General features: G+C 48.3%; 17 protein-coding genes. 2 read left to right on the top strand and 15 right to left on the bottom strand.

From position 1 onward, the window contains the following. Positions 1-106: 106 nt before the first annotated feature. From dnaG to RWJ96_RS01890, 12 genes are all read right to left on the bottom strand, one after another. A complete protein-coding gene (gene dnaG / locus RWJ96_RS01945; RefSeq protein ID WP_314018655.1) occupies positions 107-2,089 on the bottom strand; it encodes a DNA primase in 1,983 nt (660 codons plus the stop codon). Next, on the bottom strand, positions 2,079-3,116 hold the full coding sequence (gene ribF, locus RWJ96_RS01940; protein WP_314018653.1) for a riboflavin biosynthesis protein RibF: 1,038 nt from the start codon (positions 3,114-3,116) through the stop codon (positions 2,079-2,081). The genes dnaG and ribF overlap by 11 nt, the downstream gene beginning before the upstream one ends. A gap of 9 nt (positions 3,117-3,125) precedes the next feature. Beyond that, complete coding sequence (truB, locus tag RWJ96_RS01935) at positions 3,126-4,067, bottom strand: tRNA pseudouridine(55) synthase TruB (RefSeq protein ID WP_314018651.1); 942 nt, start codon at positions 4,065-4,067, stop codon at positions 3,126-3,128. Beyond that, the gene (locus tag RWJ96_RS01930; protein WP_314018649.1) at positions 4,068-5,087 is read right to left on the bottom strand and encodes a bifunctional oligoribonuclease/PAP phosphatase NrnA; all 1,020 of its coding nucleotides are present in this window, start codon (positions 5,085-5,087) and stop codon (positions 4,068-4,070) included. Between the two features lie 4 nt (positions 5,088-5,091). Next, positions 5,092-5,502 (bottom strand): 30S ribosome-binding factor RbfA, encoded by a 411-nt coding sequence (gene rbfA, locus RWJ96_RS01925; RefSeq protein WP_314018647.1) that lies wholly within the window; start codon positions 5,500-5,502, stop codon positions 5,092-5,094. 11 nt (positions 5,503-5,513) lie between these two features. Further along, entirely contained in the window at positions 5,514-8,153 is a 2,640-nt protein-coding gene (infB, locus tag RWJ96_RS01920) for a translation initiation factor IF-2 (protein WP_314018645.1), read from the bottom strand. Between the two features lie 43 nt (positions 8,154-8,196). Further along, positions 8,197-9,438, bottom strand: coding sequence for a transcription termination factor NusA (gene nusA / locus RWJ96_RS01915; RefSeq protein ID WP_035427693.1), 1,242 nt, complete (start codon positions 9,436-9,438; stop codon positions 8,197-8,199). Positions 9,439-9,454: 16 nt separating this feature from the next. Continuing rightward, a complete protein-coding gene (gene rimP / locus RWJ96_RS01910) occupies positions 9,455-9,949 on the bottom strand; it encodes a ribosome maturation factor RimP (protein ID WP_314018644.1) in 495 nt (164 codons plus the stop codon). A 124-nt stretch (positions 9,950-10,073) separates the two neighbouring features. Further along, complete coding sequence (leuS, locus tag RWJ96_RS01905; RefSeq protein WP_314018643.1) at positions 10,074-12,647, bottom strand: leucine--tRNA ligase; 2,574 nt, start codon at positions 12,645-12,647, stop codon at positions 10,074-10,076. 75 nt (positions 12,648-12,722) lie between these two features. After that, on the bottom strand, positions 12,723-14,246 hold the full coding sequence (locus RWJ96_RS01900) for an IMP dehydrogenase (protein WP_314018641.1): 1,524 nt from the start codon (positions 14,244-14,246) through the stop codon (positions 12,723-12,725). Positions 14,247-14,321: 75 nt separating this feature from the next. Further along, on the bottom strand, positions 14,322-15,629 hold the full coding sequence (locus RWJ96_RS01895; protein WP_035437131.1) for a glycosyltransferase family 2 protein: 1,308 nt from the start codon (positions 15,627-15,629) through the stop codon (positions 14,322-14,324). 132 nt (positions 15,630-15,761) lie between these two features. Beyond that, the gene (locus tag RWJ96_RS01890) at positions 15,762-17,345 is read right to left on the bottom strand and encodes an ABC transporter ATP-binding protein (RefSeq protein ID WP_314018638.1); all 1,584 of its coding nucleotides are present in this window, start codon (positions 17,343-17,345) and stop codon (positions 15,762-15,764) included. A 150-nt stretch (positions 17,346-17,495) separates the two neighbouring features. Here RWJ96_RS01890 and RWJ96_RS01885 point away from each other — a divergent pair, with 150 nt between their 5' ends. Continuing rightward, positions 17,496-18,317 carry a helix-turn-helix transcriptional regulator gene (locus RWJ96_RS01885; RefSeq protein WP_314018636.1) on the top strand — a complete coding sequence of 274 codons (822 nt, stop codon included), beginning with the start codon at positions 17,496-17,498 and terminating at the stop codon, positions 18,315-18,317. 5 nt (positions 18,318-18,322) lie between these two features. On the opposite strand, the gene RWJ96_RS01880 is transcribed toward RWJ96_RS01885, so the two are convergent. From RWJ96_RS01880 to ileS, 3 genes are read right to left on the bottom strand one after another with little or no spacing between them, the layout of a single operon-like run. Continuing rightward, positions 18,323-19,333, bottom strand: a complete 1,011-nt coding sequence (locus tag RWJ96_RS01880; RefSeq protein WP_035428892.1) for an RluA family pseudouridine synthase — start codon at positions 19,331-19,333, stop codon at positions 18,323-18,325. Next, positions 19,326-19,844 (bottom strand): signal peptidase II, encoded by a 519-nt coding sequence (lspA, locus tag RWJ96_RS01875; protein ID WP_314018633.1) that lies wholly within the window; start codon positions 19,842-19,844, stop codon positions 19,326-19,328. Before lspA ends, RWJ96_RS01880 begins: the two co-directional genes overlap by 8 nt. Further along, entirely contained in the window at positions 19,845-22,643 is a 2,799-nt protein-coding gene (ileS, locus tag RWJ96_RS01870) for an isoleucine--tRNA ligase (protein ID WP_314018631.1), read from the bottom strand. Between the two features lie 465 nt (positions 22,644-23,108). Between ileS and ftsH the strand changes: the two genes are divergently transcribed. Further along, positions 23,109-25,043: an ATP-dependent zinc metalloprotease FtsH gene (gene ftsH / locus RWJ96_RS01865; protein WP_314018629.1), complete on the top strand. Its 1,935-nt coding sequence runs from the start codon at positions 23,109-23,111 to the stop codon at positions 25,041-25,043. Positions 25,044-25,075 lie beyond the last annotated feature (32 nt).

Here is a 25,075-nt window from a genome sequence, read left to right as displayed (position 1 = left end):
AGATTAGCGCAAATCTTTATACCCAAAAGTTTCTCTACCTAATCAAACTACTCATTTTAATTTATAAAAAATCAGATGAGTAGCATCCCCATAAAATGAGTATTTTCTACTGCCCCGAAGTAAGCCTCTTGCCTAGCTCAAGCGCTCGTGTCTGAAGTTCCTGCGCAGCAGCAAGTTGCTCTTCAGCAAGTGTTCCGCTTGAAGACTCCCCTGCATAAGAACTGGAGCGCAGATTTGATCGAATTTCTCGCAATTTACGCTGTACCGAGTAGTAGTCAACCGTGTCCACAATAAACTCAAGCGAACGACGTGTATCGGAGTTGCCCTCAGATATCACGCGACCAGAAGAAAGAATAGCTGCCGCATTTGGCTCAACAGCCGCAGCCGCGGCAACAACCTGCGCTGGCGTAGCGCCCTCTGGAGTAGCAAGCATGGCCCATGCCATGGTTTGATGGCGAGCATCGGCCCAGACAAAGTCTGCAATACGGTCTTGATACTCTCGTACTAAAGACAAGTTTGTTGCCATAGCACTTAAGAGCTCAAGCTCTGAGTTAACCTGCCTGCGATCTTCTGCGGAGAGACCCTGCGAGCCTCGTGGCTCATACGTATCAGCAGAAACGCTATACGATGAAGGATCATCATATGGTGGCGCCTCGTCATACGGTGGAACATCATCGTATGAAGGACCCTCGGCATAAGCTGAAGTTTTAGGAGCAGAATTATACGAAGAGGTATAGATGTTCTTCTGGGGCTGTTTGCGCGCCATCTTTGAAGTGCGCGAATCTGACGCGTCATCTTGAATAGGCGCGGCCTTAATTGCGCGCTTTGCTTCCTCGACATCAATATGAAGCAAATCGGACACACGAAGTGCATACTCGCTCAGCAGTACCGATGTCTTGAGCGGGGCCAACAGAGACGCTAAAGCCTCAAGCGCTTTGACTCTACCACCGGGTACAGATAAGTCAAACTGAGCTGTTGTGGCATCAAAGACAAAGTCCATAAGCGGGCGAGCTGCATCTAAGATAGGACGTAGCTTATCTGCACCTGATTCGGCGAGAAACTCCATGGGGTCCTGATTATTTGGCAAAACAACACAGAGAAACGCAGCGGTTGTTTTATCGATAAATTTAATAGCACGAGCAGCAGCGTGTTGACCTGCAGCATCACCGTCAAACATGCAAATGATTTTGCGTGCACGCTGGCGATCGATGAGTTTGACGTGCTCAGACGTAAATGCAGTGCCTAAAGCTGCCACAGTGTTGGTAAAACCAGCCTCATGCATGGCAATAACGTCAGTGTAGCCCTCGCAAATAATGGCCTCGGACTGGGCAGCAATAGTCTCTTTTGCGACATCGTAGGCAAAGAGGTGTTTACCTTTATTGAAGACAGAAGTGTCCCTGGTATTAAGGTACTTAGGAGCGTTTTCTACCTTTTTAGTAATTCGACCGCCAAAAGCAATAGTTCTTCCCTGCTCATCATGAATAGGAAACATCACTCGATCATAGAACCAGTCGCTGATGCGACCGTTACGCTCAACAGCAAGGTTTGCAGCAATCATCTCTTGCGTGGTATAGCCACATTTACGCAGGTGCGCTACAAGCGCGCCTCTGCCAGGTGCATATCCCAGCTTCCAGCGCTTGCAGACAGCCGCTCCAAATCCGCGACCAGAGAGATATGCACGCGCCGCCTCAGGACCTTCTCCCCTTCCGCGCATAAGCATGGAGTGGAAGTAATTCTCGGCCTCGGTAAGGCACTCAATTAAGCGATTCTTGCGGGGACCCTTAGAAACATGAGCTTCTTCTGAAAGGGTAATTCCAGCTTTATCGGCAAGATATCTGATAGCGTCAGGAAAATCTAGGTTTTCTCGCTTCATGACATAGCTAAAGACGTCTCCACCTTCGGAGCAAGCGCCAAAGCAGTGCCAAAGACCCGTAGAAGGATTTATCTTGAATGAAGGGCTTTTTTCTTGGTGGAAAGGACAGCATCCCCAATAGTCCTGACCTCGGGGTTTGAGCTCAACTGTCTCGGAAACAAGCGTGACAAAATCTGTGGCTTGTCTTACGCGCTCTTTATCTTCGTCAGTTATCATCTTCCACCTCCCCGTTTCCTAAGTTATATGAAGTCGTACCCAGATTCTGGGCTACCCAATCTATATTTCCACGAACGGCGCATTTGAGCTCTTCAAGTGAATCAAATTTTTTAGATTCCCTCAGTCTCTTCACAAATACCGTCTGAACCTGCGAGTCATATAAGTTGCCGCTAAAACCTAGGAGGTTAGCTTCAAGTAAAGGTCCTGTTTGAGACTCAAATGACGGAGCTTTTCCCACATTAACCGCAGCGGGCCATGCTGTTGCACCGTGAACCACATAGCACGCATACACGCCATCTTGAGGAATGCAATCACGCAGGTCAAGCGAAACATTTGCAGTTGGAAAGCCAAAACCAGTACCCTGGCCTCGGCCGTGCTTGACCACGCCACTCACAAAGTGCCAGCGGCCCATCAGACTTGCCGCTTCCTCAACTTTACCCTGCTCAAGCAAGTCCCTAATACGAGTTGCAGAGATTTTCTGTCCACCTGAGCAAAAGAGATCATGAGCGTGAACTTCAAAGCCATGCTTATGCCCAAGCGAGGTGAGCAACGCGCTTCCTTCAGCTCCTTGTGCGCCCAGACCAAAGTCAGAACCCACATGAACAGACACAGCCGAGACACTTGGAAGCAACTTGTCCTCAATGTATTGCGTAGCGCTCAATGCCGCAAACTCGCGGGTAAAGTGGTGCACCAAAATGCCATCCACTCCCCATGCGGCAAGTGCACGAAGTCTATCTTCTCCCGAGAGCAATCGCCGAGGAGATCCGTCAAACAGCACCTCAACAGGGTCTGGTAAAAACGTCACAGCAACAAGTGGTACATTGCGAGCTTCGGCGTCCTTTTTTGCGCTAGTGAGAAGCCCTTGGTGGCCCTCATGAAGTCCGTCAAAGACACCAAGCACGCACACGCAAGGTTGCTTGTAGCAGTCAGAACGCAAGGTATAGAAGTCGGCATCACCAAGCTCACGTGGAGCCGGCAACTCACTTCCATACAAAACGGATTGTGCTATGCGTTCTACCTTGTTCAACGTGCATCCTTACTTACACAGAATACCTTGAGAGAAGTTTGTCTGGCAGACAAGGCAGGAGCCCTGCTTTGACCAAATTCCTACGAGAGCTTCATTCCACACAAGGCTGACCAGCGAGTTATTGGCAATCTCAGAGAAATCTTCTGGAATACCAAAACGTTTTCCAACCTCAACACACTTGTATTCCGCTGCAGTCAACCTGTGCACAGGGTATCCCAGAACCTCAATTGGATTGAGGCGTTTAGCTTCAAGCACCTGAGCTGGGCTTTGTTCAAGCTCTTCTAATAAAACGCAGCTCCCAAGCGTGATTGGACCAGAGAACGTCCTTCTCAGGCCACTAATATGAGCCTCTGTTCCAAGAGACTGACCAAGGTCTCGAGCAATACTTCTAATGTAGGTGCCTTTTGAAACGTCAAACGCAACCGTCCATACCAGTGATTCATCCGTAGTAGAAGGTTTGCGCACTGCCAAAAGCGTAGCGTCGTAAATAGAGACTCTACGAGCCGTAAGCTCTGGCGTCTTACCTTCACGAACAAGCTGATAGGCACGCTTGCCATCAACTGAGATTGCAGAAACTGCAGGTGGAAGCTGGTCTACCGTACCCACTAGTTTTGCGCATGCAGCGCGAGCAAACTCTTCATCATAGAGACTTTCTGGGACAGCAGCAGTGGCTACGACCTGACCGTCTGCATCATCGGTTGAGGTACGAGCGCCAAACGAAATGTCGGCCACATACCCCTTACGGTCAAGCGTCAGAAGGCCCAAAAGCTTTGTAGCAAGGCCAATACCCACTACCAGCACGCCGCTTGCATTAGGATCCAAAGTGCCTGCGTGTCCCACGCGTTTCTCGCCAAATGCGCGACGAACGCGAGAAACCACGTCATGGCTGGTTAAGCCAAGCGGCTTGTCAACTGCAATAAGTGCGTTAATTCCGCTAGCTCCTCGCTTCACCTATGACTCCTTATCAAGCGCGAGAAGATCAATAAGCAGCGGGACTATCTGGGTAAACACATCGTCAATGGTGCCTTCAGCGGTAAAGCCTGCAGCAGCAGTGTGTCCGCCGCCACCCATTTGACGAGCTACGCCAGAAATATCTAGCTGAGATTTGGAACGCAAATTGCCACGAACTTTTCCGCCGTCAACCTCTTTGAGGAAGAGGGCAATTTCAGTTCCCTCAACACAGCGCACAACATCTACCAGGCCATCCATCTCTGCTAGAGGAACACCTGATGCAGAAAGATCTGCGGTAGTAACGTAGCTATAGGCAACACGACCCTCACCAAAGGTGCGAATACGACCCATAACCTTTGCAGCAAGATGAAGATAGGCCAAGCGATCACTCTGGTAGACATGAAGCGCAATCTGAGATGGAGAAGCACCTGCTTCCACCAGCAAACTTGCTACCTCAAAAGCCTCGCCATCAGCGTTTTGGTACTGGAAACGACCAGTATCAGTTACCAGCGCACACATAAGACATTGTGCCTCAGATGGAATAAGCTCAGCGCCTAAATGACAGGCAAACTCGGTGATAATGACACCAGTTGCCGCCGCATCAGGACGCACAAGTCCTGCGTTCCAATACACGTTGTTATAAGGGTGATGGTCAAGCACTGCTACCGTCTTGGAACGCTCCATCAGCGCTTCTGCATCAGCCAAACGACCTGCAGTTGAAAGATCTACGCAGATAAAAAGATCTGGAGTTCCCTCGTACTTATTTGCAGGCACAAAGCTCTCAGTACCATCAAGAAACTTGTAAATGCGTGGTACTTCTCCATCAGCATCTGCCAAAAGATTGGTGACAGTTTTGCTAGGCCATCTTCTCTGAATAATGGAAGAAAGTGCTAATCCAGAGCCAATCGCATCTCCATCAGGAGAAGTATGTGCGCAAACAACGATTGACGAGGCCTGCTCAATCAGAGCTATAACCTCGTCAAACTCTGGACGACTGACTTTTGTATTCAGTGACGTCACTTACTTACGCCTCCTCGTCAGATTTCTCTTCATCAGAAGCTAGAGGGTATCCAAACTCGTCTTTCTCAACACCAAGCGTTGGTGGAACAACCTCAAGGGCTTGAGCAATACGCTCAGCCTCATCGGTAGTAGTATCAATTTTGAAATCAAGCTCAGGGGTTACGCGCCAGTTCAGCGCGTGGCCCAAAAGCGAGCGAATCCTACCCTTAGCACGCTTAAGAGCTGCAAGGACCTTATCGTAGCGGTCAGGCTCACAGCTTACATAGGCACGCATAAAGGACTTATCAACCGAGACCTCACAGCTTGTGACAGTCACAAGCTGGAGATCAGGGTCGGAAATTTCAAACAAAAGGATCCAGCTGAGCTTTTCTCGAGCAATCTCATTAGTACGACGAGAAAACTGATTCTGTTTCATGCTGTCCCTTCTTACTCGGTACGAGCCACCTGCTCAATGCGATAGCCCTCGAGCTGGTCGCCAGGCTTGATGTCCTGGAAGTTCTCAAGGCCAATACCGCATTCGTAGCCGGATTTAACGCTCTTAACGTCGTCTTTGAAGCGCCTGAGCGATGCAATCTTTCCATCGTAGACAACAAAGCCGTCACGGATGAGGCGGATGTTATCGTCGCGGGAAATCTCACCCTCAGAAATCATGCAGCCGGCAGCAATACCAACCTTAGGTACCTTGAAAGTATCGCGAACTTCAGCAACGCCGGTCTGGACTTCCTGCTCAGTTGGCTTAAGCATACCAATACGAGCTGCGTCAATCTCTTCGATTGCCTTGTAGATGACGCTATACGTTCTAATCTCAACGCCTACGCGCTCTGCAGCAAGCTTAGCCTTTGCATCTGGACGGACGCCAAAGCCAATGATAATTGCGTTGGATGCGTCAGCGAGAACAACGTCTGTCTCGGTAATGCCACCAACAGCAGAGTGGATGGTGCTGATACGAACCTCGGATTGGTCCATCTTGTCCAGGGAATCCTGGAGAGCCTCGATGGAGCCCTGAACGTCAGCCTTGATGATGAGGTTGAGTTCCTTGACGTCACGGTCAGCCATAGTGTCAAAGAGGTTCTCGAGGGTAACGTGCTTAACACGGTTCTGCTCTTCAATACGAGCCTTAAGGGCGCGCTGATCAGCAAGCTCACGGGCATCGCGCTCCTCCTGGAAGACGCGGAACTCATCGCCTGCGCCAGGAACAGTCTGCAGACCAAGAATCTCAACTGCATCAGAAGGACCAGCGGTAGTAACTGCGTTGCCCTTAGGATCAAGCATTGCGCGGACGCGTCCAAATGCCATACCAGCAACAAGAGCGTCGCCGATGTGGAGTGTACCGCGTGTGACCAGAACAGTAGCAACAGAGCCGCGACCACGGTCAAGCTTAGCCTCAAGAACGTTACCAGACGCAAAGGTGTCTGGATTGGCCTTCAGCTCAAGGACATCTGCCTGCAAAAGAATAGTCTCAAGAAGATCGTCGATGCCCAAATTCTGCTTAGCGGAGATATCAACAAACATGTTCTGTCCGCCCCACTCCTCAGGAATAACACCGTACTCGGTGAGCTCCTGACGAACACGGGTAGGATCTGCGCCTGGCTTATCAATCTTGTTGACTGCAACAACAATTGGAACACCAGCAGCCTTTGCGTGGTTGATAGACTCAATGGTCTGAGGCATAACGCCGTCGTCTGCAGCAACAATCAGAATGACAATATCGGTGACCTTTGCACCACGAGCACGCATAGCGGTAAAGGTCTCGTGACCTGGGGTATCAATGAACGTAATCTCACGGCCGTTAATGGTGACCTGAGAAGCACCGATTGCCTGTGTAATGCCGCCGGCCTCGCCAGCTGCAACGCCGGTGTGACGAATTGCGTCCAGAAGTGATGTCTTACCGTGGTCAACGTGACCCATGACGGTAACTACTGGAGGACGTGGCTTCAAGTCCTTAGGATCATCGTAGAAGGTGAAGGAATTCTCCTCTTCCTTGGACATAATCTTAATCTGGCGACCAAGGTCATCAGCAACAATCTCAATAAGCTCATCGGACATGGTCTCGGTAAGCGTCAGAGGGTTGCCAAGCAGGAACAGGCGCTTAATGATGTCATTTGCAGGAACACCAAGAAGCTCAGCAAGTTCAGAGACAGTTGAGCCCTGAGGAACCTTTACGGTATCAAGCTGGGAAATATCCTGGTCGTTTGCAAGCGCTTCTTCAATACGCTGCTCCATAGCAGCCTCTGCAGCCTGCTTCTGACGACGCTCTTTACGCTTTTTACGGCGGCCAGTGGACTCACGGCTTGCCTCTTCAATAGCAACACGAGCCTCATCCAAAACGCGGCTTCTGTTGTAAGCCTCAGCCTCACGCGCCATACGGCTATAACGGTCTTCTCCGTCATCTCCGCCGCGACGATTCTTCTTGCGCTTACCGTTTGGACGCTCATCAGACATGGAAGCGTCATCGCGCTCATTCTTGAAGTTATGACGAGAAGGAGCACCACTTGCCTCGCTTGCATTGGCGCGAGCGTGATTTCTTGGTCCCTTCTCGGCCTTCTTCTGAGCAGCAGACTCTGCAGCCTGCTGTTTCAAAACCTCTTCCTGCTGAGCAATCTGATCAAGCAGGTTGTTGAAGGAAGGAGCAGCCTTAGGAGCGGTGTCCTTTACGCGATTACGCTCAGCCTCTTCGGCCTCGAGACGCTTCTTCTCTTCCTCAGCGCGGCGGCGCTCCTCTTCTTTCTTACGAGCAGCCTCTTCCTTTGCGCGCTTCTTCTCTTCTTCAGCACGCTCAGCTTCACGCCTTGCCTCTGCAGCAAGACGCTCAGCCTCTGCTACCTCTGCAGCAGCCTTTGCCTCTTTGGCAGCAGCCTCTTCCTCGGCAGCCTTCTGAGCTGCGATTTCAGCGGCACGAGCCTCCATAATAGGCTGGAGTTTCTTACGAACAATAGAAATATATGCATCTTCAAGCGTAGAAGAAGCAGACTTTGCAGGAATCTTCATGTCCGCAAGGTGCTCGAGCAATTCTTTGCTCTGCATACCATATTCTTTGGCAAGGTCATGTACACGCATTTTTGCCATATATGAAAACCTTCCGGTTGACGGGATAGTTACAGGTAGTTGCCTAGATCAGTGAGTCTGGATCGGAAGAAATCTCTGCATTCTCCATGTCATCATGAATGCCACAGAAATCAGAACCAGGTCTTGCCATATTGCGGCAAGGAGTTCCGTTAGGGCTCACATACTTGCAACGATGAGCAATCTCTTCCTCGTCAACAGTCTCTTCAACAACCTCAGGAAGGTTGTTCAGAATGCTTGCAGCAAGGGACTCGTTTTTGATATCAATATGAAGACCAGTTAGGCGAGCAGCAAGGCGAGCGTTCTGGCCCTCTTTACCAATAGCCAAAGACAGCTGGTCATCAGGGACAATAACGGTTGCGTGTCCCGTAGCGCCATCAACAATAACGCGAGAAACACGTGCAGGTGAAAGCGCGGATGCAACGCAACGAGCAGCGTCATCAAACCAAGGCACAACGTCTACGCGCTCACCACGGAGCTCAGAGACTACCGTACGAACACGGCTGCCCTTAGGACCAACACAAGCACCGACTGGATCAAGACGCTCGTCAACGGAAGAAACGGCAATCTTGGAACGGACGCCAGCCTCACGAGCAATGGAGCGAATGCTTACAACCCCGTCATAAACCTCTGGAACCTCAAGCTCAAAGAGGCGACGGATAAGATCTGGGTGAGTACGAGAAACAACAATTGGTGGACGCTGGCGCTCACCACGAACTGCTGGCTGAGTTGCATTAGGATCGCGCACGTCAACGATAATTGCCTTGATGCGCTGGTTGTGAAGGTAGCGCTCACCTGCTGGACGCTCATCGCGCTCATCAGGGAAACGACGCTGGTCAAAGTGTGGAAGCTCTGCCTCAACGCCCTCACGAATCTTAATGATGGTGAAATCAGGAGTGGACTGAAGAACAGTACCAGTGATGATGTCACCAATACGACCGCGGAACTCATCATAAATCTGTGCACGAGCAGCGTTGCGTACAAGCGTCTTAATCTCTGCCTTAGCGTGCTGAGCGGCAATACGGCTTGTGTCTGGAGGAGTTACGTCTACCTCATCAAACTCTGTGTACTCACCAGTCTCCTCGTCTGGCTCACCCTTAGGAACAAGCTCATAGACGTAAACACGGCCAGTTGCCCTATCAATGGTGACACGAGCGCCAAAATCAAGGTGGAGGACGTCAGCATAGCTTTTTGCCAGAGACTGCTCCAAACGATCCAGCAGATACAACTCATCGATGTGCTTCTCCTGGCAAAGCAACATCAAAGCTTCCATCATTTCAGATGCCATGAATAATCCTCTCTATCTACTTCTTGGCTGAGGCCGAGAAATCAAAAACTGGTTTAATAACGCACTTCTTTAACTCAGACAGATCAACAGTACAGACCTCATCTTCTGTCTGGATTGAGATTGTTGTACCCTCAATGCCCAAGAGTTTGCCAGTAAATTTACGGCGTCCCTCTGTGGCAGTAGTCTGAAGCTGAATCTCTTCTCCCGCAAAGCGCTCAAAGTCTTTTGCACGACGAAGTGGACGTGCCATTCCTGGAGAAGAAACCTCCAAGGTAAATGATGCTGGGAAAGGATCAAGCTCATCGATGGTATCTGAGATCCATGATGTTTCCTGAGCAACTTCATCTAGAGAAATGGTCTCTGCTGTCTGATCATCATGGTCAATTCTTACTCTGACCACAGGATTCTTAGAAGAACCAACAATCTCAACATCAACAATATCAATGTGGTGATTGAATGCAGCCTGCTCTAGTGCGGACAAGATTTTCTGTGTTGCACCTTCGTTTTGCATTTGACCTCCTCATCTACATACAGAAAGGAAGCGGGGTCAAAACTCAACCCCACTTCCAACTAATAACAACTACGTTTAGAGATATATTACGAGATAAAGGGCTTCTCGTCAAGTGTTTTTGCTGTTAGGCAACGATATTCACAAGTCGTCCCTTAACTACAATAACTTTTCTAATCTCTTTGCCCTCAAGCTGATCGGCAATAGCCTCAGTCGCGGCCGCAGTGAGTTCTTCCTCAGAAGCATCGGCAGAAACCTCAATACGAGCGCGGACCTTACCCTTGAGCTGAACAGCAATCTCTACGGTATTGCTCTTTGCCTGTTCAGGATCAAACTCTGGCCATGGCTGATGATAGACAGGGGTGTTCTTGCCCAGAGCTTCATGGCTGAGCTCCTCTGCCCAGTGAGGAATGATTGGCGCCAGCATAGCTACAACGTCATTAGCAACCTTGTAGCAAAGTGCTGCATCTCTGGACTCTGCAGGAACCTCGTTGATATAGGCACTTGCTGCATTAACCAGCTCCATGACTGCAGAAATTGCGGTGTTGAACTGACCCTTGTCAAACTCAGTGGTGCAGCGGATTCCCATAGCGTTAAGGACACGGTTGAGCTCAAGTGACTTAGGGTCCATGGTGGTGTGGTCGAGTACGGCAGAAGCATCAGCAGTGCGAGAGAGTTCCCAAACCACACGCCAAGCACGCTTGATAAAGCGGTTTGCACCTGCAACGACCTTCTCGTCCCAGTCAAAATCCTTCTCTGGTGGAGCAACAAAGAGAATGGCAAGACGCATCGTATCTGCACCATAAGGCTCAATGACAGAGCTTGGAGGAACCACGTTACCCTTTGACTTTGACATGGTCTCGCCGTGCTCATCCTTGACCATGCCCTGAGTCATCAGGTTCTTAAATGGCTCGTCGATGTCAATCATGCCCAGGTCACGGAGGACCTTAGTAAAGAAGCGAGAATACAAAAGGTGCAGAATTGCGTGCTCGATACCACCAATGTAGTTATCTACCGGCATCCAACGGTCCACAGACTCTTTGGAGAAAGGAAGCTCAGTGTTGTGTGGATCGCAATAGCGCAGATAGTACCAGCTGGAACAGGTAAAGGTGTCCATGGTGTCAGTGATGCGCTTTGCAGGCTTTCCGCACTGAGGACAGGTGGTCTCTACAAACTCCTTGCACTCAGCAAGAGTGTCTCCTGCTGCCAGATCAAGATTATCTGGAAGCATAACAGGAAGCTGATCATAAGGAACAGGAACGTCACCGCAGCAATCGCAGTGAATCATAGGAATTGGATTGCCCCAATAACGCTGCCTGGAAATGAGCCAGTCACGAAGACGGAACTGGACAGTTCTACGACCAACGTTATGCTCAGTCAGATAAGCAACAACAGCCTCTTCTGCCTCGGAATGTTTACCGCCGCGGAGGCCGGTAAAAGGACCAGACTGGACGAGAATACCCACGGTATCCATTGGTCCATCCCAGTCAACAGAGGTTACCTTGTACTCAGAAACTCCCTTGAGCTCCTCATAGATATCAGTTCCCTCTTCACAGATGATAGGAACAATAGGCAGGTCATACTTCTTAGCAAAGTCAAAGTCGCGTTTATCGCCTGATGGAACACCCATAACAGCGCCAGTACCATAGTCGAGAAGGACATAGTCGGCAACCCAAATTGGTACGGTCTGTCCGGTGACAGGGTTAATTGCGTAACGGCCCGTGAATACACCGTGTTTCTCGCGATCGGTGCCCTGGCGATCAATGGAAGAAACCTTTACAGCTTCCTCATGAAGGGCGTCAAAAGCAGCCTTGTACTCTGAATCCCCTACCAGCTCAGCTGCAAGCTTAGACTCTGGTGGAAGCAACATGAAGGTGCAGCCGTAAATGGTATCTGCACGAGTGGTAAAGACAGTCATCTTGGTATCCGTTGGTGTGACACCATCAGTATCTGCCAAGGTAAAGTCAATCTCTGCGCCCTCAGAGCGACCAATCCAGTTTGCCTGCATGGCGCGAACACGCTCTGGCCATCCCTCAAGCTGATCAAGATCATCGAGGAGCTCCTGAGCGTAGTCAGTGATGCGCAGGTACCACTGGGAAAGCTCGCGCTTCTCTGGAACTGCACCACAACGCCAGCATTTACCGTTAACTACCTGCTCGTTTGCAAGAACGGTCTTATCGTTAGGGCACCAGTTAACAGGGCTTGTTGCGCGATATACCAGGCCCTTCTCAAGCATCTTAAGAAAGATCCACTGGCCCCACTTGTAGTACTCAGGGTCGCAGGTGTTAAACATGCGGTCTTTATCGTAGGCAAAGCCCATGCGGAACATGGTTTTTACAGCCTGGTCAATATTCTTATGGGTCCACACAGAAGACTGAGTATTGTGCTTAATAGCAGCGTTTTCTGCAGGAAGACCAAAAGCATCAAAGCCCATTGGATGCAAGACATCAAAGCCACGCATACGAGCCTGACGAGCCATAGCATCGCCAATGGTGTAGTTACGAGCATGACCCATGTGAAGATCGCCCGAAGGATAAGGGAACATCTCTAGAACGTATTTTTTAGGCCTTGAGCTGTCCTCTTCTGTCTTGTAAAGATTCTGCTCTTCCCAGACGCGCTGCCACTTAGTTTCAATGGCCTCAGCGTCGTAGGCAGGAAAATCACCTGTATCGGTTACGTTCTGTACTTCCTCGTTTTCCACGAGTTCCCCTTTCTTATAGCGATGCGTCACCAAGCAAAATACCTGGTGACGCCAGTAGTCCATAAATCCTGTGAGCTACGAACGGAAATTGTAACTGACCTGCTGGTTTGAGTCTTTCAGCAAGACGTCGTGTGCGCCACCCTCAACAATTGAAGTTGAAGAGACAAGCGTAATCTTTGCCTTATCGCGAAGCTCAGGGATGTCAAGAGCACCGCAGTTGCACATGGTGGATTTGACCTTCAGAAGCGAAGCCTCGACGCCATCCTTCAGAGGACCTGCGTATGGAACGTACGAGTCAACTCCCTCAACAAAGGAAAGACCGCGCTTGTTGCCGCCAAGGTCATAGCGCTGCCAGTTACGAGCACGAGCAGAGCCTTCGCCCCAGTACTCCTTCATGTAGGAGCCGTTGACAATCACGCGGTCTGATGGGCTCTCATCAAAACGAGCAAAGTAACGACCAAGCATCATAAAGTCAGAGCCCATAGCAAGAGCAAGAGTCATGTGGTAATCGTAGACAATTCCGCCGTCAGAGCAGATTGGAATATAGACGCCAGTCTCCTCAAAGTACTGATCACGAGCGCGAGCAACATCAATAACAGAGGTAGCCTGACCGCGGCCAATACCCTTCTGCTCACGAGTAATACAGATAGAACCGCCGCCGATACCAATCTTGATAAAGTCAGCGCCAGCCTCTGCCAGGAAGCGGAAGCCCTCAGCGTCTACAACGTTGCCAGCACCAATCTTGACGGAATCACCGTAGGTTGCACGAACCCACTCAAGGGTGCGCTTCTGCCACTCGGAGTAACCCTCAGAAGAGTCGATGCACAAAACATCAGCGCCTGCCTCAACAAGCAGAGGAACGCGAGTCTCATAGTCACGAGTATTAATACCAGCGCCAACCATGTAACGCTTAGAGTCATCAAGAAGCTCATCTGGAGCAGACTTGTGGGAATCATAATCCTTGCGGAATACAAGGCTAACCAGGTGGCCATTCTTATCGACAACAGGAAGGGTGTTGAGCTTGTTGTCCCAGATAATGTCATTTGCCTCTTTAAGGGTCGTATCCTCAGCTGCGGTAATAAGCTTATCAGCTGGGGTCATAAACTCAGAAACAAGCTTAGAGCGATCATCGCGAGAAGGACGATAATCACGAGAGGTAACAATACCTACGAGCTTACCGCGAGAAGTGCCGTCATCGGTGACAGGCATGGTGGAGTGACCAGTCTTCTCTTTAAGGTCAAGCACCTCACCAAGGGTCATTTCTGGAGTAAGAGTTGAATCGGAGACAACAAAGCCTGCCTTGTAGCTCTTAACCTCGCGAACCATCTGAGCCTCATCCTCAGCGGACTGAGAGCCATAAATAAAGGCAATGCCGCCCTGCTGGGCCAAAGCAATTGCCAGACGAGGACCAGAAACCGACTGCATTACTGCAGATACCATAGGAATATTGAGCTCAATTGCGCTTTTCTCGCCACGCTTAAACTTAACAAGAGGAGTCTTCAAAGAAACATTTGCAGGGATATTCTCAGCTGATGAATAGCCAGGAACCAAAAGGTACTCAGAAAATGTGTGTGATTCGCCTTCGAAGAACTTTGCCATTGTTTTTGGCTCCCTCCTGACCTACCGGTCATGCTCAACGTGTTTTGGCATTGTACCACCAGTGGAGTTAATTATTTAATTTGAACTCCCACTTGAAGCAATAACATCCTCAAAGTTAACAGCAATGTCATGTTTTGTAGGAACCCACTCAACCTTTTTAAACAAAGCTGCAACGGTAATTGGGATATACGTCATCATAAAAATAGGGAACGTGAAGAGATTGGTAAAAATACGCCATTTCTTCTTTACATGGAAATGCTTGTACTCCGAGATGGTGGTAATAAGCGCCAGAATAAAGAAGACCACATACATCGAGAAGACCGTCATGACCAAAGATCCCACACTCATAGCAATCTCTGCGTCAGTAGCAACGAAGCCGTGGCTCAAATAGCCAACTAGCATGTAAGTACCATTAATAAAGGCTGAAAGCAGTGTCAAAATCATGCCTGGCGCAATGGTCATGAGCATATCGTATGAAGCAAACTGACCCTTAAAAATACCCTTAATAAGATCAAAACCATACGAGAAGAACACCTGGTAAAAGCCTTTTGTCCAACGCATACGCTGTGTCCACGATGCCTTGAAGGTCAAAGGCTGCTCATCGAAGAATTCTGCAGGTGCATAGCCAATTTGAATATTGTGAGCACTGCAGAACGTGGAGAATTGAATATCCTCGGTGAGGGTGTGGAAATCCCATCCATGCATGCCTTTAATAATGCGAGAAGAAACCATCCAGCCGGAACCAGAAACAGCGCAGCTGGTACCCATCATCATACGGGCATTATTCAAGAACTTTGCCTCGCGCATAAACCAGGTTGCGTATGCAGAGCTTACCCAGCTGGAATCAAAATTCTTTGAGTTTCTGTAGCTGGTACAAACAAGATATCCTGCATCAAAAGCCTGATTCATAATTTTTAAGTAGCTTGGAGAAACCAGGTTATCGGCGTCCATAATAATGAATGCCTCGTATTTGTCGCCGTACTCATTAAGGATGCGATCAAAGCCGTAATCCATAACCCAGCTCTTACCTTTACGAGCAAGGTCATTACGCTCCCATGTAATTGCTCCAGCTTTTCTCGCCTCTTCAGCTGTTTTATCGGTACAAGCATCTGCAACAACAAAGACATCCATCAGCTCTCGAGGATAATCCTGAGAAAGAATGGACCTGACAAGGTTGCCAATAACTGGCTCTTCATTGTGGGCAGCAATAAAGAAGGCATAGCGGTGCTGCTTTTTTGCCTCTGGCAGTTTTACCTCACCCTTAACTAAAACACGAAGGATATACACAATTTGATAGAAGTATGCGAGTGTAAAGAAAAGCCAGATAATAAAGTTAAAAACAACGATTGGAGTGATACCGAGTCTGTTAAATTGCAATGGCATATATCCCTACGCTCCAAACTCAAGGCAAATATGTTTTATCAGCCAAAACCTTTCGATAAACAATTACCTTACAATCTTAGCGCAACGAAAGGGTCAAAGCGCCCAAGCCTTTGAATCTATTTTTCTCCCACATCAACGCACATGCAATTGGCCATCTTGGATATCGAGGAGAACGTCTGCTTCTTGATCTAGTTCATCAGAGTGCATAATCACCACGACAGTCCGCCTACCTTTGAGGTTTGCGAGATATTTACAAAGCCTCTGTGATGTTGGCGCATCTAAATTCTGTAGAGGTTCATCCAAAACAAGTGCCCCTTGTTTTCTGGATAGAGCTCTCAAAAGGCCAATTTTTTGTCGCTCACCCAAAGAAACGGACTCCTCTTTTCCGTCAAAAGCATGCGTCTCAAGAGAGGAGAAATCGAGCAAGTTGTAAATCGTACGATCAATCTTTTCTCCAAACATATTGTCAGCAAGGCTTCCTTCTACAAGAGGTACCGGACGAGCAAAACGAGAACAATCTTTAAGATCATCCGAAAGCTCTATATCACCACTGAATAGTGATGGATCAGAGCAGCCTGCCAAAAGATCCACGAAAGAAGACTTGCCTGAGCCATTGGAACCCTTTACCACCACGAGAGATCCTTGTGGAATGCTGAGAGCTTGTGTATGGAAAAGTTCTGGTCCTTCTGGAGTAGCTAAAAGAGTTCCCTCTCCTATCTTTACAGCTGGTTTAAGTGAAGAATTCCAAAGCTTCTCATAACCTGAAGGCTCTTGGGATTCTTTCTCGTGCTCAAGATAAACATCAATATCCGCTTTTGCAGCAAGATATGAGCTTTTAACAGAACAAACCGTATCAAGCGGTTCGCTCAATACTGACAAAATCAGATAGGCGGCTAAAATCTCTCCAACACTCATCTGACCTATAGAAAGCAGCATAACACCTGTAATTATAGCTACGACTTGCGTGAAATTTGAAAGCGCTGATGGAAGGTTCTTTGATAAAGCACTAAAAAAACTACTTCTTTTTACATAGAGAAAATACTCATCATTAGCTGCCTTGTAAGCGTTTTCAAAATAGCTCTCTGCTCGTAGCACATTAATCGAGAACTTTTCCTCAATTATGCGCCTACCGATATCCAGCCAGCCTTCTCGTTTTTTCATTGACTCGGTCAAAATCTCATTTGTTTTCTTGCTCGGATAATCAATAATCACCAAGTAAAAAGGGATATATAGCAAGACAAGCAAACCAATCCATGGATTTACCGTAAACGCCACAATTGCCAAAACAATAACTGCTAAAAGACCACCTAAAAATTCAACACTTACTGCAATTTGAACACCACTGAAGACAAAGGCCGTCATAGTGACTACATTAAGATAGTGTCCGGTTTTCTTTTTTGAAAAAACACGAAGCGACATCCTTAAAAATTCCGATATTGCTACCTCAGAACTAGCAACCGCAGCTTCTAAATTGATTTTTTGTGGAATCCAAACAGTGAGAAAAAAGCTTAAGCAAAGCGTTGCAAGCGAAAGGAGCAACAATAGCCCTAGCTTTTGCCAAACACCGTCAGCAGCTTGCACATTAAGCATACTATCAATTAAATCGCCTGTAAAAATACCCAGCATTGCAACAGCAATATATCCAATTGCCAAACCAAAGGCAGATAGAAGCATATGTTTTCGTATAACAAATAAGTGAGAGAGACGATTATTCATACTCATCATCCCCAAAACATCATTAACTATTACCTGCACTTATAGAATAAGCACTTGATAAATTCTTTAAGGTTAAAGGCGGGTTTCTCGTATAAAATTGCGTTATCACCCTATAATTTGACGCAGGAAAATACCGTTGAAAGGCTGATTATGAGCGAAAAGCGACTAACTCAAGCACTTCAAAATATACTTGCCAATGGGAATTCTCTTGCTCAAGGTGACGCTTCAAATGTCATTTTGAGTGCACACTACGAAACAGAAGAATCTGCTAACCCTCATATCAGAGGATTTTTTACACTCACTTCTGCTTTTGATTTAACAAATTTAGGCCAATTTTCTACAAAACCTTATGGAGAAGACATTGTGAGTCTCTCAATACTTGCTCGTAAAAACTATTTTGGAAGTTTTCTTTTCTTTCTAATGCCTTCATCAGAAGATTTCTTTACTTTTACTACAAACCTTATATCAAATAAAAATACACTGCCGCAAAATATTCATCCAGCTGATATTGAACAAATCTATACACTTTATACTCAAATAATCATTACCTATTCCGAGAGAAAACCAAATTGGGAAGCTATTGTTACTTCCTTACTTATTGCGCTTATTACCTGCCTTTCTCCTGATGCTCACTATACGTTCACTCCAGGTAACACTAATGAGACGGTCGCTCTTATCCTTAATGAAATTACTGCTCATTCAGAAAGTATTACACTTGCTAAACTTTCAGAAAAATACTCATATACACCAACTTATCTCTCTGAACTTCTCAGACAAAAATGTGGCAAGACTTTTTCTGAACTTGTTTTAGAGCAAAGAATGGAACGAGCAAAAACGCTGTTAATTCATACCAAATTGCCTGTCTCTACTATTTCTTCAATGATCGGCTATGGTGGAACATCAGAGTTTTATAGGAAATTTAAGGACTACTTTTCTATTACACCACGTGAAATGAGAAGCGAAACTTTTTAGTCATATTACAATTGAGGACAAATCTCATCTCCTACAGAAGTCCTTCCCATAGACATAGTGCTTTGAGAAAGTAGGGCTTCTTGCAGGTCTTTTGGTAGTGTGTCTGCTACCACGATATTCTCGCCCGTAAAAGGGTGCTCAAACTGAACGTGCCAGGAGTGTAAAAACTGCCTGTTAAGGCCAAGGTTAAGGCTTGTATCTTTTTTACCGTAGAGCTGATCGCCGACAACAGGATGACCAATGTGGCGCATGTGAACTCTAATCTGGTGTGTGCGACCTGTATAGAGATGGCACTCAAGAAGCGAGTAACCCTCGCCTTTTCTGCCCGCTTCAAAGCGCTCAAGCGTTCTAAAGGTGGTAATGGCCTCTCGTGCACCAGGCGCGTCTGATACGGTCATTTTGAGACGGTCTCGCGTTGAGCGAGCAATGCCCGTTTCAATAGTGCCAGAATCGTGGGCAACATAGCCTTGCACCAGCACAATGTAGCGTCGGTCAAGCACGCGCAGCCTAATGAGGTCTTGAAGAGCCTTTTGCGCCTCGTCTGACTTTGCTGCCAGCATAAGACCAGATGTATCCATATCAAGACGATGCACAATACCAGGACGTTCTTCACCCTGAAGCATTCCTAGGTGCTCGTAGCCACAGTGTGCTACCAGGGCATTTGCCAGGGTGTCATCAACGTGGCCAGGTGATGGGTGGCATACAAGGCCAATCTGCTTGGAGAGCACTATGAGGTACTGGTCCTCAAAGCGAATATCAAGGGGAATGTCTGGGTTTGGACGTAAAAGTCCTGTTTGAGGCTGTGCGTCTGGAAGAGACACTAAGAGCCTATCGCCCAACATAAGTTTTTCTGACTTGGAGGTAGCCAGCGTAGCGTTGATGGTTACTCTTCCCTCTTCTACCAGCTTTGCGCAGGCACTTCTTGAGGGAAGTGTATCTTGGGCAGAAAGGAACGCATCTAATCTGACGCCGTCCCCTTCTGGTCCAACTAGTATGTCAACGATACGCTCATTCATTGCCACTACCCTGCTGTTGCTTTTTGTCCCAGATTATCCAGTACACAAAAGCAAGAAGGATGCCACAAGTCACAAAGATATCCGCCACATTAAACACGGCAAAATTAACAAACGTTGTAGCAAAGAAATCAGTAACCTGACCATACAAAATACGATCAATAGCGTTACCAATTCCGCCGCCTGCGACGCCTCCCAAAAGCGCAATAAGCGGCAGCGGGAGGTCCTTCTCGCGAACTACAAAGCTCACCAGAGCGGCTATGACCACAGCAGTGAGAGCCACAAAAAAGAGGGCATTTCCAGAGCCTACAGAAAACGCTGCACCGGTGTTACTTACGTGGAAGAGTTCCATAACACCTGGGATAAAAGGTACTGTGGTTCCCTCTGGAATTGAGGTTCGTACGCAGAGCTTGGTTACCTGGTCAAGCACACAGGCAACAGCGCCCGCCCCGCAGAGAACTGCAAGGCGGGTCACTAGTGTGTGAGTTGTATGTTGCTGCTGGTCAGTGTTCATTTACGCAACAACGTCGTGGCAGCGGTGGCAAAGGTGATCCTCACCAAGCTCGCGATAGTTCCAGCAACGGTCGCAGCGCTCGCCGTTTGCAGGATAAACGCTCACGGTAAGTTCAGAACCTTCGGAGACGGTAACCTCAGAGCAGACAAATGCCTCAGCAAAGTCAAGGCCAGCATGAGAAATGGATGCAGCCTGCTCAGCGGTAAGGGTAACCTCTGCACGAGTAGCCTGCGTGGTCTTCTCGGTAACAACACCTGCCTCAAGAGCGGTCTCGTATGCCTTAGTGTATGCGGCGCGAGCATCAACCAGTACCTGATATGCAGGAAGCAGTGCGGTGTACTCGTCAGTGCTCATAGGAGCTTTATACCAGTCGAGAAGAGCTGCGTACTTTTGACCGTCACGCATAGACTCTGGCAGGAACTGCATAGCCTCATCGGTGGTATAAACCAGAATTGGCTGCAGGTCATGAACAAGCATGGACAGAATCTCTGCCCAAACAGTCTGAGCGCTTCTGCGTGTTGCAGAATCTGCAGCATCGCAGTACATACGGTCCTTTGTTGCGTTCAAATAACCGTTGGAAAGCTCAATGATGTAATCGTAGAGGGTACGGAAGACGTTATTAAAGCGATATCCCTCGTAAGCCTCAGTGACTGCAGCATGAACCTCGCACATACGTGCAAGAACAAGACGGTCATACTCTTCAAGGTCCGCTACAGCAACTGCATCGGTAGCAGGATCAAACTGGCCCTCAAGCTCACCAAGAAGGAAGCGCAGGGTGTTTCTGAACCTACGGTATGCATCGCCTACCTGGGAAAGAATGGCGTCATCGCAAGGAACGTCAGTTGAAGTGTCAACAGAAGCAACCCAAAGGCGTAGGACGTCTGCGCCACGCTCAGCACAAACGGCATTTGGATCAATGACATTGCCCAGAGACTTACTCATCTTGCGTCCCTGGCCATCAAGCGTAAAGCCCTGTGAGACAACAGACTTATAAGGAGCAACTCCGTAGGCTCCAACAGAAGTCATGAGAGAACTCATGAACCAACCACGGTGCTGGTCGGAGCCCTCAAGATACATATCAGCTGGGAACTTAAGATTTGAACGATGCTTACAAACAGCTGTGTGAGAAACACCTGAATCCCACCAAACGTCCAGAATGTCCTTGTTTGCCTTGAGATTGTGGCCGCCACATTTAGGGCAGACGCAAGCGTCGCCTAAATAGGTCTTAGGATCGTCGGTGAACCAAGCATCAGAGCCCTTCTCGCGGAAAAGCTTGATGACAGCGTCAAGTGTCTGGTCATTGATAACGGTTTCGCCACAATCCTCGCAGGTGAAAGCAGGGATTGGGACACCCCAGTTACGCTGCCTGGAAATGCACCAGTCAGGGCGGCCTTCAACCATAGAACCAATACGCTTTACCGCGTTTGCAGGATAGAACTTAACCTTTGTAAGCTCCTCTGCTGCCTGCTGACGCAGACCAGTCTTATCCATGGAGACAAACCACTGGCTTGTTGCACGGAAGATAACAGGCTCTTTACAACGCCAGCAGTGTGGATAGCTGTGGGTAATCTCTTCCGCAAGAATGAGCGTTCCACGGTCTTTGAGCCACTGAACAATGACAGGGTTAGCCTCATTGACCTCCATACCAGAGAAGGGGCCACCAGTGCCCTGACCGTCACCCTTGAAGAAGTGGCCGTCATCATCAACAGGCATGGTCTGAGGGATATCAAAGCGAACACCAGCGTTATAGTCGTCTACACCGTGACCAGGCGCGGAGTGAACAACACCGGTACCATCGTCAAGGGTAACGTACTCTGCGTAGATAAACTTACCAGTGTTGCCAAGATCGCCAAAGATTGGCTGCTTGTACTCATTGCCGGCAAGCTCAACACCAGTCTTCTTCCAGGTGTTGCCCTCTGCGTCCTGAGCCAGCTTCCAATCGGTATAACCAAACTTGGCAGCAGCCTTCTCTGCAAGAGCCTCAGCAACAATCTCTATGTGTCCATCAGGAAGCTCAAGAGCAACGTAGTTAGCTTCTGGATGCAGAATAACTGCCTCGTCTGCTGGCATAGTCCAAGGAGTAGTAGTCCAAATGTCTACCCAGGTCTTACCTGCATAAGCCTCAAGACCATCAGGAACTGTGGTTAGCTCAAAACGAACAAAGATTGCGGTTGAGGTGACATCGTGATACTCAATCTCTGCCTCAGAAAGAGCTGTGTGGTCATGAGTACACCAGTGAACAGGCTTGGTGCCTCTATACACAGAGCCCTTGTCGTAGATTGCCTTGAAGATCTCAATGTCTGTAGCGTCGTAATCATTGACGTAGGTGAGATAGGGATTGTCCCACTCACCCAACACACCAAGGCGCTTAAAGCCCTGACGCTGAGTATCTACCTGCTCAACCGCCATCTTGCGGCAAAGCTCACGGATCTTCTCGGTAGATAACTGATTGAACTTCTCTGTGCCAAGCATCTGCTCAACCTTGTGCTCGATTGGCTGACCATGGCAGTCCCAACCAGGAACATAAGGGGTCTGGAAGCCCTGCATAGCCTTATAGCGGTTGATGATGTCCTTGGAAATCTTATTCTGTGCGTGACCCAGGTGAATTGGACCATTTGCATAAGGAGGTCCGTCATGAAGGACAAACTTGTCATGTCCCTCATTCTTCTTCATCAGAAGCTCATAAACATTGTTTTGGTCCCAATCAGCCAAACGCTGAGGCTCATTCTGCGCAAGTGATGCGCGCATAGGAAAGCCTGTATTTGGCAGGTTGGTGGTCTTTTTGTACTCGTTTGCCATCAAGCACAACCTTTCTGGGCACAAATAAAGCGCCCGTCCCTCACAGCTGGGACGAAGCGCCACAATACACTTCGTTGTAACCACCCAGCGACGGATATGTCCGTTTACTCGGCTGGCCTGTCACGGCGACCATTTCCGGCAGCATCTACTAGTACAAAACCTGTACGTTTGAACTGCAGCTCCGAGGTGATGTTCACACGGACGCAAATGCGGACTTCCACCAACTCCGCTCGCTTGAGATTTGCGCTACCCAGCTACTGTCCTCATCACAGCTTGTGCTAGTAATACTACCACGTCTTGTACTCATTGAACTAAGTAATACGTACGCGTAAACCGTTTTTAACAAATTACACGGAATTCAAATTTTGAAGTTTTGTAGAAATAAAAAAAGAAGAGTGGGTACAACAAACCTAATATCTAAGTGAGCTCATATCACATTTGAGCCAAACAGGTAAAGGGACGTGTATGGCAGATAACAATAACAAGCACCGTAGATCTATGTCGATGCTACTCTATATTGCAGTAGCCATCTTTGTATATCTCCTGCTGAGCAACACATTATTACCAGGACTTTTACGCCAACAGGTACAAACTGTTTCGTACAGTGAGTTCCTTAACAAGATTGACAACAATGAAGTTACCAAGGTAGATCTTAATACTGGCAACAGAAACATTAGGTTCACAACAGGCTCTGGAGATTCAGAGAAGGTCTTTGAGACTACGCAGTTCCCTAATGATGCAACGCTGGTTCAGACGCTTAGAGACCACAAAGTTGATTTCTCGGCTTCTATTCCTGACAACTCAACAAACATGCTGCTGTATGCCCTCATTCAGTATGGCATCCCTCTTGTTATCTTCTTAGGCATTGGCTACTTTATTAACCGCTCCCTTAAACGCGCCATGGGTGATGATGGTCCTTCCATGAACTTTGGCGGTGGCTTTGGTGGCCTTGGCGGCAATCTTGGCCGCTCAAGCGCTAAAGAAATTAAGGGAGAAGATACAGGCATTACGTTTAAAGACGTAGCTGGTCAAGAAGAGGCTAAAGAGTCTATGCAAGAGATTGTGAGCTTCCTTAAGACTCCCGATAAATACAAAGAAATTGGTGCTCGTTGCCCTCGTGGTGCTTTGCTTGTAGGCCCTCCAGGTACTGGTAAGACCCTCATTGCTAAGGCAGTTGCTGGTGAGGCAGGCGTTCCTTTCTTCCAGATTGCTGGCTCTGAGTTTGTTGAGATGTTTGTTGGACGCGGTGCTGCAAAAGTCCGTGACCTCTTTAAGCAGGCAAATGAGAAAGCTCCTTGCATCATCTTCATTGACGAGATTGATGCTGTTGGTAAGCGCCGTGATGCTTCCCTTAACTCCAATGACGAGCGCGAGCAGACCTTAAACCAGCTGCTCTCCGAGATGGACGGCTTTGACAACCACAAGGGTATTGTTGTTCTTGCAGCAACAAACCGTCCAGAAACCTTGGACAAGGCACTTCTGCGTCCTGGTCGTTTTGACCGCCGTATTCCTGTTGAGCTTCCAGACCTTAAGGGTCGTGAGGCAGTTCTTCAGATTCACGCTAATGATGTAAAGATGGAGCCAGGTGTTGACCTCTCTATCATTGCTAAGTCCACACCAGGTGCATCTGGCGCAGACCTTGCAAACATCATCAACGAGGCAGCTCTTCGCGCTGTTCGCTTTGGCCGTCGTCGTGTTACCACTGAAGACCTCACCGAGTCCGTTGACGTTGTTATTGCCGGCGCAAAGAAGAAGAACACCGTTCTTTCTGAGCACGAGAAGGACGTTGTGGCTTATCACGAGACCGGCCATGCAATTGTTGGTGCCATCCAGAAAAATGATGCTCCTGTTACCAAGATCACCATTGTTCCTCGTACTGGCGGAGCTCTTGGCTTTACCATGCAGGTTGAGGATGATGAGCGTTATCTCATGAGCAAAAGTCAGGCAATGGATGAGATTGCTGTTCTCTGTGGTGGACGCGCAGCTGAAGAACTTATCTTTGGCGAGATGACCAATGGTGCTTCCAACGATATTGAGCGTGCAACAGCTATTGCTCGCGCTATGGTCACGCAGTACGGCATGTCTGACAAACTTGGCATGGTCACCCTTAGCCAGCAGCAAAGCCGCTATCTTGGCGGTGGCTCTTCCCTCACCTGTTCTGAGGCAACAGCTGAAGAGATTGATGCCGAGGTCAGGCGCATTGTTGAAGAAGGACACCAGCGCGCACTCCAGACACTTAAGGAGAACCGCTTCAAGCTACATGAGATTGCTCACTACCTGCAAAAGAAGGAAACAATCACCGGCGAGGAGTTCATGAATATCCTCAAGCGCGAGAATACCTTTGCACCAGTAGTTGAGAACACTAACGAAGAGGGTTCCACTACTCCTTCAGCAGAGTAATCTTTTCTCATAAGCAAAGTTAAACGGCCGCC

This window comes from Lancefieldella parvula, from assembly GCF_963547875.1.
GTDB lineage: Bacteria > Actinomycetota > Coriobacteriia > Coriobacteriales > Atopobiaceae > Lancefieldella > Lancefieldella parvula_D.
Note: the sequence above shows the minus strand (reverse complement) of the source record. Positions and strands in the feature narration are given on the sequence as shown.